Source organism: Paenibacillus pseudetheri (assembly GCF_924513355.1).
In the GTDB taxonomy this organism is placed as follows: Bacteria; Bacillota; Bacilli; order Paenibacillales; family Paenibacillaceae; genus Paenibacillus_AQ; species Paenibacillus_AQ pseudetheri.
Map to the genome: position 1 here is coordinate 174,542 of NZ_CAKMAB010000003.1, position 14,502 is coordinate 189,043.

The window sequence follows — 14,502 nt, forward strand, 5'->3', positions numbered from 1 at the left end:
TATACATAAAGGAGTTAGCTTACCTTCAGAACGGCTTGCATAAAGTTCTTCAGAGCGGAGGGCTTTGCCTCATCGATCCATTTCTTCAAAACATCTGCCTGATCATTCACGTACCATCCGAGCTTTTCCTGCAACTCTTGGTCAAATTTACTAGGCTGTTTTGTTCGTTCGGTTATGAGCTGTTTAACCATTTGTGGCCAACGATACCCACTATGACCAAAGCTGTGCTCGGGGTAACGTTCAGCAATTGTTAAGACAGAAGAGAGTGACTCACCTGCATATAATTCTGCCGCCAAATAGCTGCCAATAAAACGATGGCTGTTATCAAGCGCCAGAGCCTTAGCGAATTGCTTGCGTGCTTCTTTCAGTTTGCCTTGATGTAAGAGTGCTGTCGCGTTAATAGAGAGTACATAATCGTTAGTATTGGGTTGGTTTAGCTTGTTGTAATAGGAATAATATTCGTTATATGACTTCCAGTTCGCTTGGTCAAAATAGTACTGTGACAATGAAAAGGCGTAATCAGTTGAAGGCTGTAGTTGTATTAGTTTTTTGAGTGAAGACATCGCCTGATCTTCTAATGTTGTATCCTTGGTGAGGGATGATTTTGCAAACATCATCTTTACTAGCATGTGAAGGGCATGAACATCTTGTGGATCATCGAAAACGTTTTGTTGGTACATGGTTAGTGCCTGATCCGGTTTTTTATCCAATAAGAGTTGGTCAGCCGCGGTAAGTTCTCTTTCTTTGAGATAAAAGAAGGGCAGATTACCGACGGTGTTTTCGTTTAGTCTGTAGCCATAACTGCGGGTAATCAGGCGTCCATTTGCATCTAATGCTTCAATATTCCAAGAAAAGCGTGCTTCTGGATTCATAAATCCGAGAAGAGAGAGGGGGTCAATAGATTCCCAGCCTTCTCCACTGCTGCCAAAGGAAAAACCACCGCTACTGTAAAGTTCTTCTACAGGAATGGATACATGATTACCTATAATATGATCCCGAATTTGTGCACTCACCGCGGCCCCCTCCGCCCCTCCGCTTAAACGATAGTAAGCCGCACCCTTAACAGCCTTCCAGTGGAAATCTACAGACTGACCCGTTATCGTCTCTTGATTAATAGGAGACTGAAGCTCAAGCAAAGGTTGCAGAACAATGCTCTGATTCAAGCTATCACCCGGTTTAACTTCAATCCAATCGTCATACTGTACAGGCCAAGTCCATCCGTCGATCTGATCATAGCTAAGTCCAAGCTGCAATTGATAGAAGCCCGGAATCACACCGTGGAATTCGAAACGCCCTTTATCGTCGGTAACGATTCGGTACGGTTCAGCAGCAGTTATGCTGTGATTAACCTCGCTTTCAGCACGGAGAAAAATACCTGCGCGCGAGATTGGTGTCCCATCGCTTCGGGTTAGGGTTCCAGATACGACAGCTGTTGAGGTACTTCCCATATCTACAGCGGAATGAATGGCTACCCGGAGTGCTTCCAGCTGCATTTCGGTTTCTGAAGTTCCAATCGCTGGTGCTGAAATTGACGCTGATTCCGATGCACCGTTGTCTGCGGTGTTTTTATCTGAGTTGCTAGTGCTAAGACTCATTTGTTGATGAATATCCTGCCAGAATTTCTGGTAGCTCTCCAAGCCATTGTCTACTACGGCAAGTGCTTCTTGTACTTTGCCTTTTGTGAAGAGCAGACGTCCGGTAAGCCATGCTTTCTGCGCATCTAAATCCTGCTGATTCTCAGGTGACAATGTGGTTTGTTCAAGAATAGCTTCAGCGGCTGTTATGTCACCACGATTCAGGGCTCGTTCTGCACGAAGGAGCGTCAGCTTTTGTGCCACGTAAGAATTGCTGGCTAGTTGTTTAGTGGCCGTTATTAGCGCTTGATCGCCGTCTTCCTTACGGCCAAGAGCATCATATTCATAGGCAAGCAGCTTAGCCGCAAATGTACGTGTATTATCCGCAGGCCCGTCAAGGATATATTCCTCAAGTAAGGGGATTCTATCCTCCGGCAGCAAATTAGAAGTATCGGGTTCATCATTATTCCACTGACTCATAGAGGGGCCGATATTAACGTCATATCTATAGGGATCGTAGGCGTGCTCCTTATCAATGATGTTGGTTCGAATAAGTTCCATACGTTTACTACCAGTTGTAGATTCTAGCTTTTGCAGAAGTTCTGTGCGGGCTAGGTTAGATTGAACAGCTGGATTTTTATCTACTTGTGCTTTTGAGGAGGGCAGAAAGTTAAATATAAGAATGAGCAGGAAGGCCGGGAGTAGCACGAATGACACTAGATGTTTGACTTTGATCTTAATTCGCATGTCTCTTCACCGCCTGATCATAGATATCCTTCCAGTACGTATTGCCTCCAGCCTCAATAAGTTCCCGGTTCGGATGCTGCTGGACGTTTTGTTGTGGTTGATGTTTAACCTCTGGTTGGTGCAGAGTCAATGATACGACTAGAATAATGGCACCAATCGCGCCTATAGGTTTCACGGGGAGCTCGATTTCTTTATTCCAGAAAGCCAAGAGACGGGCTCCAAAGGTTGGGGGGTGGGTCATCTTGAGGACACGTTCATGTCCTTCGAAGTGTATGGGTTGTAGTTCTTCATCTAACTGTTGCTTGATAGCTTCGCGTTTCGTATTCTCCGTGTTCCCCGTATTCATAAGAAATGTCCCTCCTTCTCCAACATTTTTTTTAAGACCGTCCGTCCTCTAGCGAGCCGGGATTTAATCGTATTCTCTGGCGTATTCAATTGCTCGGAAATTTCACGTATGCTCATCTCATGAAAGTAATATAACGTCAGACATTCGCGGTATACATAATCGAGATTCCTGATGAACTCGGCGAGTCTAACATTATGCCATTCCACCATAAAAAGCTCTTCTGCCCCGGCAGTGAAGCCTGCATCATCGCTGGCTTGTAGCTCTGACCCATTCGAGGGGAAAATATTACGCCAGCTCCAAGTCCGTTGCTTCATGCGGCAGCGGTTGACTACGATGCGAATGAGCCAAGCCTTTAATCGTTCCGAATCCTGCAACTGATTCATTTTGGCATAGGCTTGAATAAAAGTATCTTGTACCGCCTCTTCGGCACTCTGTCGATCTTTGAGCAGTAAGCAAGCGGTTCGGAGCAGCATATCGCCGTAATCGTCCATCAATAGGCGGAGAGCTGACTCATCCTTTGCTTTGATTCTCTCTATAATATTCAGATGAAGCTCCCCTCCCTTTACTAATAAGATGCGGCTTAGAGGATTAAGGTTGCGTTTGTGTGGAATATTTTTACTGAGGGGGAGTATTTCCCGAGATGATGTCCCGTAATTTATTGATGGTCAGCAGATTTGGGTAAATGATAGTTAGGCCAAGCCTAGCCTAGCCTTCCTTGGCTGATGAAACTTTTTCATTTCAGTATCGTCTATATTATCAGTTCCATTTTTTTGCAAGCTGGGTTGAGCTAGCCTACTAAGGAGATGACATCATGTCGGTACAGATTAAATTTTTAGCAGCTTCTATTTTGCTCACAGGAATGATTGGATTAGCTGGATGCAGTTCGAACAATGAGCAAGCTAATTCTGCTTCCCCAACTACGGCGCCAACTGAAACGGCTGTAACAGCAACCGCAGAACCAGAAGTAAGCCCATCAACCACTCCTACGGAAACCGCACCAGCAGCGACCACTTCCCCTACGAAGACTAATAAAGATACAGCCAATGCGAATCCGCAGCAGAATAGCGACAAACAACTCAAAGAATTACTTGAGCTTGCCAAAAAGGGTAAGGTGCCTGGTGTTGAATATGCTGCTCATACCGGACTAATTGATGAGGTAGAAGCCGATTGGGGTAAACCTGATCAACAAGAGCCAGCGGGAAAAGGTATTTATGCTACCTACACTGATGAACATGTCGTATTCGGATTCAATAAAGGGAGCCTAATCTTCGATGTTCGTTCCAGTGATACTGCGCTGCAAGAGCTAACACTGAAACAGATTGAGTCCACACTGGGCAAGCCGGATGATACCAAAGTAAATGGCGAGGATAAGATCTACACTTATCAAGCCAATGATCAATTCCAGTTGAAATTCATTATTCCAAACTCGACGGGTAAGGTAGGTCATATCTCCGTTTTTAGTGAACAGGATTCCACTAATAATATGGCTGGATAAGACCAGCAATGGGTGCAAGGAGCAATCATGCAGAGAAATCTGCGGGTTGCTCTTTTTGTATGTTTATTTTTGATCTGGAGTACGCCTTGGACGGACTGATATAATGTAACTAATGAGCGGATTCAGGGGAAAGAGAGGTTCTATCATGCAGCTGGAATTAATCGAAAGTGAATACAAAGTGACCGGAGATGAGATAACGATCGAATTATTCCCAAAAGAATTTACGCTTTTTCAGTTCTTGTACAAAAATAGAGGGCGTACGTTCAGTCGAGAGCAACTGCTGGATAAGGTGTGGCCGCTAGAATACCCAGTAGAGCGAACGGTAGATGATCATATTTATCGCCTTCGTAAAAAGCTTAGCAAGCTACAAGGCTTGGATATTAAGACTGTTCGTGGATTTGGCTATAGTCTGACGATGCAGGAACCCTCTGTAACTATGACCAACCCGACTACATATGACGCAAAGATGCAAGAGACGATGCGGGAGGTATTCGTAAAATATCATCAATACGGCCAAGGACGATCCATGTTAACCTTAGCGCGGCAACAGGATGTTTTGGGTTATGAAATGGATCCGTTCTATTCGATCTATATTCATTTTGTGCAGGGAGATTTGGAATGGCTTCTGAACGCAGAGGAAGTTGAGATAGAAGAGCGTTTCTATTCTTTGATGATCTTTTATATATTTTTGGGTGATCCGAAGAAGAAATTAGAGTTCTGTGAGCTAGTCCTTGAGAAAAAGATTCTTTTGCCGCCCCAGCATCGTGAAATGGAGATCCTTAATATTCTGGATTTGTACACATTAGCCGGGCAACCGGAAAAAGCACTAGAACGATTAAAGCTAACGCATGAAGTGATTAAAGAGCCTGGGTATGAGAACTTCATTCCTGTAACGGCCATTTCCGAAATGCTCATTCACTTGTGGATGGGGACAAAAGATCAGGAATTGGAGCGGATGGCGAAAGACATTGAAGTGCTTTTGCAGGAGAAACCTTTTTTGCGTGAGATCGGCAGTTATAAAGTTGCAAGAGGCTTGTGGTGTCTACGGCGCAAGTCTTGGCGTGAAGCAGAGCAGTTATTGGATGAGGCGCTTCAGGTGCTAGAGATGTCAGGATTCGTGCCGATGCGGATTTATGCGTTATACCGAATTGTTCACTATTGTAATGAGTTTTCTCCCAAGTCAGCTTTGCATCAGAAATATGCAGATTTATTTGAACGAGAGAAGGAAGAGAGGGGATTCCATCGTTTGGAGAAATCCTTGGAAAACGTGTTTATGAATATCGTGACAGCTCTCTGATAATTCTCTGACAATTCTCCGTTACATTAAGATCATGCATCATATGTTCTTGTTCTTAATTGTAATTTGGAGGAATGTTTAATGAATGCTTCAACACAAGCAGGCACGAGCCTGCTTAAGAACAAAGTATATATGCGTGTGTACAGCGCATATGCGACAGCCACTTTTGGGGATTGGTTCGATGCACTGGCGATTCAGGTACTCGTAGGGTACCGCTGGCAGGCTAGTCCGTTAATGCTGGCTTTGGTTCCAGTCTCCATAGCTTTACCCGGGATTCTGCTCGGTTCCGTGGCGGGGGTAGCGGCTGACCGACTGAATAAGCTAAAGCTAATGCGGATGTGTGATCTACTAACGGCATTGTTAACAGTACTAGTGCTTTTCGCTCCCAGTATGGTGTGGCTACTCCCGTTACTGATGTTGCGTGCTGCTCTCTCGACGTTAAATGTGCCTGCCCAGCAGTCGATGACCCGCAGTATGGTTAGAGAGGATCAGCTGCTGCAAGCCACTTCACTTAATGGGATCGTAAATCAGGGTTCCAAAATCGCTGGGCCATTGCTGGGTGGTTTTGCATTGTCCGTGCTGACGCCGCAGTGGTGTATTTTGATCAATGCTTGTCTCAGAGGCTGTTCTTACTTGCTCCTACTTACTGTTAAAAATAGTGAAGCAGGACAAGTCGGCTCAGAGAGCAAGGGGGATCCAGAGGAGCATGTTTCTCTCCGTACGATGTGGAAGGAAGGCTGGGGCTTTATGCTGCGCAGCAGACTGCTGCTAAACAGCATGCTGTTTGGTTTAGTTGGTGCGTTAGCCATTCAGATGATCGATTTTCAGTTTACAAGTCTATTCAGAATTATCGCACCTGCTGAGGAATCTATGCTGGGCTGGCTTGTCGCGGCAACTGGCGTGGGTGCAATATTCATGATCATAATCATGAACAAAATGAACCGAGGAACAGGCTACGGCTGGAAGCTAGGTACGGGTTATGCACTTATTGGTGTATCGGTCGGAGGGCTTGGCCTGCTTCAGCCAGGCGTTACTAGCCTTCCTGTATTGCTGCTTGGAATCGTACTGGGTCTCGGAAACGGAATGTTTATGATTACCTTCAATTATTGTTTACAAAAAGAAACTCCCCCACACATGACAGGGCGTGTGTTCGGTATTCAGAGTACCATTCTTAGCGGAGTTATGATTGGCGCTCCACTCCTCGGTGGAATGCTGGTTCAGGCTGCTGGGCCTAGTCGAATCTTTTTAAACTTTGGTATCGTAATCGCTTTGATAGGTGTGCTGGGGATCGTATTTGGCCGCGTGCTGTGGCCTGTGCAGAAAGAGAAAAGTGATAGCTCAAAGGAACAACCGGGGAAGGCCAAAGTGATGGAAACTTGAGGCTGCAGATAGTGAAGGTCAGGCAAACTAGCCAGACTATAAAGCTTGAGTAGCACAGACTACCTAGCGGGCTTACCTAGCATTTAGTTGCAGAATCTGCAATTAAATGCTGTTCCATCGTTCAAAGCGAACTTTAGTTGTATTTAGTGCAGCAATAATTTGATCTTTTCTCTTTTGGGGTAGAAATGATCGTTTTTAGTTGCAGAAACTACACTTATTTGCTTAGCAGACCTCTTTTTACGCTTAATAGTTGTATAGAGTGCAATTAAGAGACTTTTCTAGCTGGCTAGGATTGATTCTTGCCCGTAAGGGCTTTTTTTATTGTATGAAGGAGTTCGGATAGAACACGAGAAATTGTAGAGGTAGAGGAGGGGAAACAATGGCAAATTTTATTTATATGGTAAGGCATGGAGAGTCACCCAAGCTGCCCGGAGGAACTGAGAGAACACGTGGATTAACAGCGAAGGGGGAGGCCGATGCCCGTAAGATAACAGAAAAATTACGTCTCGAAGGAATTCAAGCCTTCTATTCAAGTCCATATCTTCGGGCTATACATACGATTGCTGGATTGGCACAAGAGGTAGGGGCAGAGATTCAAATTGTTGAAGATCTTCGGGAAATTCATTTTTCGGACGGAAATAAGATCATGTCTGACCAGGAGCTATATCCATTACTGGCAACAATGTTTGCTGATCCGCATTTTGTTCCGGTTGGTGGGGAATCCATTCATGCGTGTCAGAAGTGATCAGTTAGCGTGCTGCAAGAAATACTGAACAAACACAGTGGGCAAAAGGTTGCGATTGGCACTCACGGTGCAGTCATGACGCTTATGATGAATTATTTTGACGCCAAATATGACCTGGATTTTCTACTACAAACCACAAAGCCGGATATTTTAAATTGGAGTTCGCAGGCGGAACGTTAATGGGTGTGGAGAGGTTGTGAACTCCCAAAGTGGGACAAAGCTGTGATTATTCATAAGGATGGCCTGGCATTCGCTAGGAACCATCCTTTTGTTTATTTACAAGCTATAAAATCGCTTAGTATTCGCAGTCAGTATCTCTTCTGCTTGGCTGGAAGTATAGCCATGTAGCGCTCCCCAAGCGGCAGCAACATCTCGAATCATAGATGGATGGGTGACTCTACCCGCAAAAGGTCCTTCAAATGGCCAAGGACCATCGGTCTCCGCCATGACAAGCTCTGGGGGATAGCGGCGGGCAAGCTCCTGAATCTCCGTCTCATAAAGGATATCAGGGGTGAAAGAGATATAGTATCCATTGTTAATCATACGGGCTATGGCTTCCTCGGGTCCTTTAAACCAATGGAAGTGGGCACGCTTTATACCATGTTTCTCTAATAGATCACAGGCAATCAGCGCATCCTCATACACGGCGTGCAGGACCACTGGTTTATCTATACGGGCGGCAAGCTCAAGCAACTGATCAAGAAGCTGAATATAAGGCTCCATATCAAAAGCTTCGCCGCGCTCCAGTGCTTCAGCGCGCGAATAATAAGGCAGTCCAATTTCACCTACAGCGATGAAATCCTCCCGAGCCTGATGCTCAATCCATTCCAGTAAAGTTGATAACTCAGCTTTCTGCGGTATAGGTTGCTCTGGATGAAAACCATAAGCTGGGCGTACCACTCCGGGATAGGTAGCGCCAAGCTTTTGAGTGCGAACGCAAGAGTCTAAATTCATGGAGACAGCAATCAGGGCTTTGATCCCCAAGTTAGGAATCTCACTCAACAATTTTTCCGAAACCTCAGGCTCATATTGCTCTAAATGTATATGGGCATCAATCATAGCTGCTTACCCACCACATAAGAGGCATACTCCTCATGAGGCGAAAAACGAATAGATTCAGGTTCCATTCCATCATTTCCCGATTTGTAGGTAAAGGTTAGTGTGCCAATACTCTCCAGAAATCCGATATAAACATTGGTTTCAGCTTTCAGCTTACCTTCTTCCACCATGTAGTAAGTCACAGCGCCAATCCCGGCTTTGTCACCAAGATTGCCATCCTCGCCACGATCCGGATATCGCATAGTAACCATAGATGGAGTTGAACCCTTTACCTGAATTTGAATTAAGGCATCGCCCTTTTCATAGGAGATTTTTGAGGTTACAAATGCTGAGACAGCCTTATCTGCGGAAGGTACATTCATTTCTTTCCACTGGTCAGGCTTAATCACATGAAGCTCCTGCATAGACATGCCCGTACCTGTTCCGAGCCACAGTATGATAACAACTTCTTCCTGCCCATCCTGGTCTATGTCAGCATAATGAATCTCAGGAGTGTAACCTAACAATCTTGGTGCTTCCCAATTAAACGTATGTTTGTTACCGTTCACCTCTACAAGAAATCCTTCGTAGGTACCGCCATTTTTGAGGGCAGTATACAGCATAACTTGGTTATTTTCTGTAGCAATCGCAAGAGGTTCGCTGGGTGTTCTTACGGTAGTACTAACATCCCCTGATGTAATGGAAACTTCATTTTGCGTGGCATTCAACTGCGCCGTGGCACCAGAGAGAGAGTTAAGAGAGTCTGCCGGAATATAAAAAATACCATCTCGTAGAATTGCAGGTCCCCCCAGTTCATATTGATAACCGTCACCTTGCATATACTCATTGCCTGGCTTCAAAACATATCTACTGCTTCCATCAAAGATGGTTAAAGTTTTGTTGGCATTATCCCAATGTTGTTCAGATGAGTAGTACTCCATAAGTACTTTTGCAGGTACATACACCTTATCACCTGAGAAAAAAGGTGGGACAGAAGGAAGGACGGTTTCTCCATCAACGATCAGCTTCAGTGGTGCTTCAGTAGTTTGTGTTTGGTTAATTGCCATTGTTGTATCCATATCTATAGATGCCGATGCTCCGCATCCGGCTAAAAAGAGCGTGAGAGCTCCGATTACGATGATTTTATTCATAATTACCTCCGAGGATTAAGTCCAGTCCTCTTAAGTATAGATTAAATCAGCGCGTAGTAGGTCAATTTCTGTAAACAAAGCAGAGACAAGGTTGTTACGTTTGCTATTTATTTAAAAACACGGTCCGAGCAACTTGTGATTTAGGGTCTACCGTTAGACTTTTGCTATAGCGGATCTCCCCAATAGAACAACCCGGTCCGATGATAATATCTTCACCGCAGACGAGATCTGCTGTCGTTAGATATAACGTGATACTAGTTCCTTCAATCGTTTCGCAGGTAAGCTTCCGGAAGTAGGGGATTAGCGCATTCATTAGCTTTAAAGATGGCTTAACAGTAATGGTACCGCTAGATTTTATGACATCGATTGTGCTTCTGTTTCCTAACCGTAGCTCAATCGATGATTCAGCAGTTAATCTATGGATCTTCACAGCACCTTCGGCATAAAAGGTTTCGACTGCAGCATCTTGTGCGGCAGAAAAGTATCCAGACGATTTCAGTCTGTCTGCCTGGATGTGTTGAACACGGAGCCCTCCCAGATTGATGACCTGTTCGGCTCTGCAATGACCTCCAATCGAACAATCACCAGATACTTTTAACTTAGCGGTAGTAACATTGTTCTGTGCACTTAAATGGCCGACGACATCGACGGTATCCGCACGAACATCTTCTTTGAGGATCAGTGAACCTCTTACTTTCAGTGGTGGACCGATCATTTCATGGCGTTCAAAAGGATCATTAGCATTGGACATTTACAGGGGCCGCCTTTCGGAAATATATTTTAATGATTAAAATATATAATTATTATAATATATAGTCAATATAGTATTTTGGATATAAAAAAACTGCCGTCAGTTTCCTGACAGGCAGTATATATAACCCAAAAGCTTTTAGTTCATCATTTTATCCATTAACTCATTTATTTGTTCTAAGGTTCCAGAGATTTTATCCAAATCCGAGGTAGGAAAGGCTTCAAAGATATGGAGAATCCGCTGCTGCCCTTGTTCTGTAAGGACAATGTTGACGACTCTGCGATCCTCCTTCGTCCGCACACGTTCGATAAGACCGGCATCTTCCAACTTATCGCACATCGAGGAAGCGGCCCCTGGTGTAATAATGAATCGTTCGGAGATGTCAGTAATGTTCAAGCTACCTATAAGCCTGAGCTGGAACAGCAGTAGGATCTGATTGTGAGTCAGGGTCTCCTGCTTGGTGATCATATCAATGAAGAACTGGGATTTCTGCTGCACATTTGCCATAGATTCCATAACCTTATGGATAGCATATTGTTTATCTTGCTCTGTGCTCATAGCCACGCTCCAATTTACTTTAGTTCCTAAAATATATAGAAGCTATAATATGCTTGTCAAGTTAAGGGGTTCTCTCTTCTTTTTAGTATCTTGTAATGGAATTGGAATTATTGCGTATTAACAGTCGAATTTACTTAGCTAAGTAAAATTTTGCTGGAAAGGAGAGTTTGATTGATGCAAGAGCGCGCATTGCTTCACCCCTTTGTTAAAGAGAAAATCCAAGAAAAAACGGATATAGATGCTTTATTCACAACGATTTTTGAAACCTTCTATAAAAGAATATTTAACTATATGGCTTATCGGGTCAGCTCACTCCATACGGCCGAGGATCTGACAAGCTTGGTCTTTGAGAAAACATTAGCTAAGCTTTCGACTTATTCCCAGGAAAAAGCTCCTTTGGAGGTGTGGTTGTTTGCCATCGCTAGGAATGTGGTCAATGACCATTACAGAAGTCTGAAGAGGCGCAGTTTCTTCTCACTGGATGCCGTCAAGGAACTGGTTTCTAGCAGGAAAGATCCGGAAAGCATGATCCTTCAGGGAGAACGAAACGGCAAGCTAAATAAAGCACTGAACACGCTGAACTCGAGGGAAAGAAATATTGTGGCTCTTAAATTTGGGGCAAACCTGAAGAACATTGAGATCGCACAGGTTACGGGGATCACAGAGAGTAACATTGGTGTAATTCTCTACCGGACTATGAAGAAGCTGAAGACTGAAATAGGGAGCGTGGAGCAACTATGAATAGTAAAGAAATACAGCAGAAGTTCTCTGCGGATTTAGATGAAAGTATACATGGAGCGGAAAATGATTTAAAGGGCGCCGGGGAGTACAAGGAGCTAATGGAACTTGGCAGGGCTTTGGCCCATAAAGATTTCAGCGAAGGCTCGAATAAGACAGCCATTCTGAATAAGGCACGGAGAACGTATGCCGGCCAAGAGGAGGGGAAAGGATTGCGTACAAAGCATAGATTAAGACGTCCTGCTGTTGTACTAGCGACTTTGCTTGTAGTAGGTACATTAAGTGTAACTTTTGTGCAACCATCCTTCGCACAGGAGCTGTTATCTAAAGTATTGCAAACGATAAATTTAGGACATATTGTAGCCCATGAAGTAGAATACTCTGCAGATTACAATGTGATTCCGGAAGAATTGAAAGGTAAGATTTTCGATAGCAACGGAAATGTACTTTTGACCCCCGATGCAGCTCAAAAGGCTGGTGATGTTTACAATGCTGACGGGGAAAAAATCATAGGGTTTGAAGATGGTAGGTTAGTTACGCAATCTGAGAGGGATCAAGAGAAACCGGAAATATTGATCATGAAAGATTCTAGCAAGCTAAATGAATATACCATTTTTGATGTGGGATTGCCGGAGTACTTGCCGGATGGTTATACCTTTGATCACGCTGAGTTTTATAAGGACGATAACGGTGAAGTAATTAACAGTAAATATATCGACTTATATTTTATTAATGAAGCCACAGATGAGAGGATTACTATGCAGCAGCGGCACGCTGATGATGAAACGGCTTATGAGATGTCGACGGACGGTAAAATAGAAAAAGTGAAAATAAATGGAATTGACGCTGTATTGTACAATGGCAAAGCTGTAGACTGGGAAGCCAATGGTGTGTTATACGGTGTAACATCCGCTAGCTTGGATAAGGATGATTTGATCAAAGTAGCAGAGTCTATCCACTGATCAATTAGATTAAGTAAATGGCAGGTGGCTTATGCTGCTGATTGGAATGCAACTAAACTGGAAGCCCGCATTTTGCGGGCTTTTTGAATAGGGAAGCTCTCCCTATAAATTCCTTTTAGATTCGTTAAAATAAATCGAACGATATCTCTTTTATTTACCAATATATAGTGTAAGACCGAAGGAGGGATTGAGAGGGATGAAACATCCAAATGAATATTCTCAGCTCATTACGCTTACGCTAGCCGGCAATCGTGATGCGTATGGTGAGCTATATGAAGCAACGATCCGGGATGTGTATCAGACCGTTCATTTCCTCGTTCGCGAAACCTCCGATGTGGATGATATCGTTCAGGAGATTTACATTCAGGTGCACCGTTCTCTTGAACAATTTGACGTGAATCGCCCCTTTAAGCCTTGGCTGATGGGAGTGGTCATGCGGCAAATTCATGCCTATCGAAGAAAGAGATGGACGCATCTCCGAATGGTTAAAAAAGTAGAACAAACAGATCTAATGCTGGAGCATGATTTCACGAGTGATGTTGTGGACAGGTTATCTAACCGCCGCCTGCTAGCAAGTGTAGATCGTCTTCCATTTAAGCTGAAGCAGGTGATTATTCTGCATTATTTAAACGAATATTCACAGGAAGAAAGTGCTGCGATACTGGGTATTCCGCTCGGAACCGTGAAATCCCGTATTCACGCTGCACTGCAGAAGCTTCGTCAGAAGTCAGACAATCATACTCTTTTTAAGGGAAAGGTGGAGGACCTGCATGAATTTCAATGAAGAGTTACGGACAGTTCTGCAGGAAGAGGCGAGAAATCTAAGTGCCCCACTTGAACTGAAGGAGCAAATACTAAATAGGGCCGTAGCCAAACAAGGGGGAAGACGTATGAAGAAATGGCTCATGGCAAGTATTATGGCGGCTGCACTATTAATTCCTACTGGAGCTTATGCCGGATATCATTATTTGGCAGACAACATGTATGGATCCCCAGCAACTGCTGCTACGATAGGAGTAACCCAGCAACAATATGACAGGCTTGAGGCCAAACTGCAAAACGCGAAGCAAAGCTTTGACGAAGAGGAATTCACAAAGCTGATGTCCTTACTAGAGGAATTGGGATCTTATAATCTGCAAATGGCCGATGCTGAAGGCGTCTTTCACCTAGAACAGTTAGGTGCTAAGGACCAGAAGGCATATAAAGAGTTACAGGCTAAGCTTGAACCTTATTTCGAACAAATAAATGAAGCGAAAACATCAAAGAAATCAGTGCAATCCGTAGATCGTGATGCTTTCTGGAATGGCTTACTTGAAAAAGCTGAACAGAGGCTTACTAAAAAAGAGTTTGAGGAGATCGAACGATTAATTATAGACTTACAAAGCTATGATGCTAAGGTATTTGATGCAGATGGCAGTGTTCATATGGATCGGCTTTCGAAAGAAGAGATACAAAACCAAGAGAAGTTAATTGAAACGCTAGACCCTTATATTAAAAAGCTGGATATGATGATTAAACCTAGCTCTTAGTTGAATTTAAATGCATGTATTGAATAACTATCAATAGCAATATCATAAGAAAAACCATCAGAAAAGGTTTATTACACCTTGTATTCTGGTGGTTTTTATCTTTTACAAATCTAAAGTCTATACATTGATCACCGAATAATTGCAGAATGAAAAGGAATAGAAAAAAGTGTTTGACCACTGGAATAATTAGA

General features: G+C 43.8%; 14 protein-coding genes and 1 pseudogene. 8 read left to right on the forward strand and 7 right to left on the reverse strand.

Annotation, left to right across the window (positions count from 1 at the left end):
- Positions 1 to 14: 14 nt before the first annotated feature.
- Genes L1028_RS03640 through L1028_RS03650 form a run of 3 tightly spaced genes read right to left on the reverse strand, consistent with a single transcriptional unit; the run spans position 15 to position 3,161 of the window.
- On the reverse strand, positions 15 to 2,321 hold the full coding sequence (locus L1028_RS03640) for a carboxypeptidase-like regulatory domain-containing protein (RefSeq protein ID WP_234531392.1): 2,307 nt from the start codon (positions 2,319 to 2,321) through the stop codon (positions 15 to 17).
- A complete protein-coding gene (locus L1028_RS03645; protein ID WP_234531393.1) occupies positions 2,311 to 2,667 on the reverse strand; it encodes a hypothetical protein in 357 nt (118 codons plus the stop codon). Before L1028_RS03645 ends, L1028_RS03640 begins: the two co-directional genes overlap by 11 nt.
- Positions 2,664 to 3,161 carry a sigma-70 family RNA polymerase sigma factor gene (locus L1028_RS03650; RefSeq protein WP_279306829.1) on the reverse strand — a complete coding sequence of 166 codons (498 nt, stop codon included), beginning with the start codon at positions 3,159 to 3,161 and terminating at the stop codon, positions 2,664 to 2,666. The genes L1028_RS03645 and L1028_RS03650 overlap by 4 nt, the downstream gene beginning before the upstream one ends.
- A 317-nt stretch (positions 3,162 to 3,478) precedes the next feature.
- Between L1028_RS03650 and L1028_RS03655 the strand changes: the two genes are divergently transcribed.
- From L1028_RS03655 to L1028_RS03670, 4 genes and pseudogenes are all read left to right on the forward strand, one after another.
- Positions 3,479 to 4,162, forward strand: coding sequence for a YjgB family protein (locus L1028_RS03655; RefSeq protein WP_234531394.1), 684 nt, complete (start codon positions 3,479 to 3,481; stop codon positions 4,160 to 4,162).
- 145 nt (positions 4,163 to 4,307) lie between these two features.
- Complete coding sequence (locus L1028_RS03660; RefSeq protein ID WP_234531395.1) at positions 4,308 to 5,459, forward strand: winged helix-turn-helix domain-containing protein; 1,152 nt, start codon at positions 4,308 to 4,310, stop codon at positions 5,457 to 5,459.
- A gap of 81 nt (positions 5,460 to 5,540) precedes the next feature.
- Entirely contained in the window at positions 5,541 to 6,839 is a 1,299-nt protein-coding gene (locus L1028_RS03665; protein ID WP_234531396.1) for an MFS transporter, read from the forward strand.
- A gap of 379 nt (positions 6,840 to 7,218) precedes the next feature.
- Positions 7,219 to 7,784 (forward strand): annotated as a pseudogene (locus tag L1028_RS03670) (histidine phosphatase family protein).
- A gap of 76 nt (positions 7,785 to 7,860) precedes the next feature.
- Here the strand turns inward: L1028_RS03670 and L1028_RS03675 are convergent.
- From L1028_RS03675 to L1028_RS03690, 4 genes are all read right to left on the reverse strand, one after another.
- The gene (locus L1028_RS03675) at positions 7,861 to 8,643 is read right to left on the reverse strand and encodes a TatD family hydrolase (protein WP_234531397.1); all 783 of its coding nucleotides are present in this window, start codon (positions 8,641 to 8,643) and stop codon (positions 7,861 to 7,863) included.
- On the reverse strand, positions 8,640 to 9,773 hold the full coding sequence (locus L1028_RS03680; protein WP_234531398.1) for a copper amine oxidase N-terminal domain-containing protein: 1,134 nt from the start codon (positions 9,771 to 9,773) through the stop codon (positions 8,640 to 8,642). Before L1028_RS03680 ends, L1028_RS03675 begins: the two co-directional genes overlap by 4 nt.
- Positions 9,774 to 9,876: 103 nt before the next feature.
- Positions 9,877 to 10,524: a hypothetical protein gene (locus L1028_RS03685; RefSeq protein ID WP_234531399.1), complete on the reverse strand. Its 648-nt coding sequence runs from the start codon at positions 10,522 to 10,524 to the stop codon at positions 9,877 to 9,879.
- Between the two features lie 138 nt (positions 10,525 to 10,662).
- Complete coding sequence (locus L1028_RS03690) at positions 10,663 to 11,082, reverse strand: MarR family winged helix-turn-helix transcriptional regulator (RefSeq protein WP_234531400.1); 420 nt, start codon at positions 11,080 to 11,082, stop codon at positions 10,663 to 10,665.
- Positions 11,083 to 11,256: 174 nt separating this feature from the next.
- On the opposite strand from L1028_RS03690, the gene L1028_RS03695 reads away from it, so the two are divergent.
- The 4 genes from L1028_RS03695 to L1028_RS03710 all read left to right on the forward strand — a co-directional run bounded on the left by L1028_RS03695 (position 11,257) and on the right by L1028_RS03710 (position 14,311).
- Complete coding sequence (locus L1028_RS03695) at positions 11,257 to 11,823, forward strand: sigma-70 family RNA polymerase sigma factor (protein WP_234531402.1); 567 nt, start codon at positions 11,257 to 11,259, stop codon at positions 11,821 to 11,823.
- Complete coding sequence (locus L1028_RS03700) at positions 11,820 to 12,782, forward strand: DUF4367 domain-containing protein (protein WP_234531405.1); 963 nt, start codon at positions 11,820 to 11,822, stop codon at positions 12,780 to 12,782. Before L1028_RS03695 ends, L1028_RS03700 begins: the two co-directional genes overlap by 4 nt.
- A gap of 196 nt (positions 12,783 to 12,978) precedes the next feature.
- Positions 12,979 to 13,566 carry a sigma-70 family RNA polymerase sigma factor gene (locus tag L1028_RS03705; RefSeq protein WP_234531406.1) on the forward strand — a complete coding sequence of 196 codons (588 nt, stop codon included), beginning with the start codon at positions 12,979 to 12,981 and terminating at the stop codon, positions 13,564 to 13,566.
- Positions 13,553 to 14,311 carry a DUF3600 domain-containing protein gene (locus L1028_RS03710; RefSeq protein ID WP_234531409.1) on the forward strand — a complete coding sequence of 253 codons (759 nt, stop codon included), beginning with the start codon at positions 13,553 to 13,555 and terminating at the stop codon, positions 14,309 to 14,311. The genes L1028_RS03705 and L1028_RS03710 overlap by 14 nt, the downstream gene beginning before the upstream one ends.
- The last annotated feature ends 191 nt before the right edge of the window (positions 14,312 to 14,502 follow it).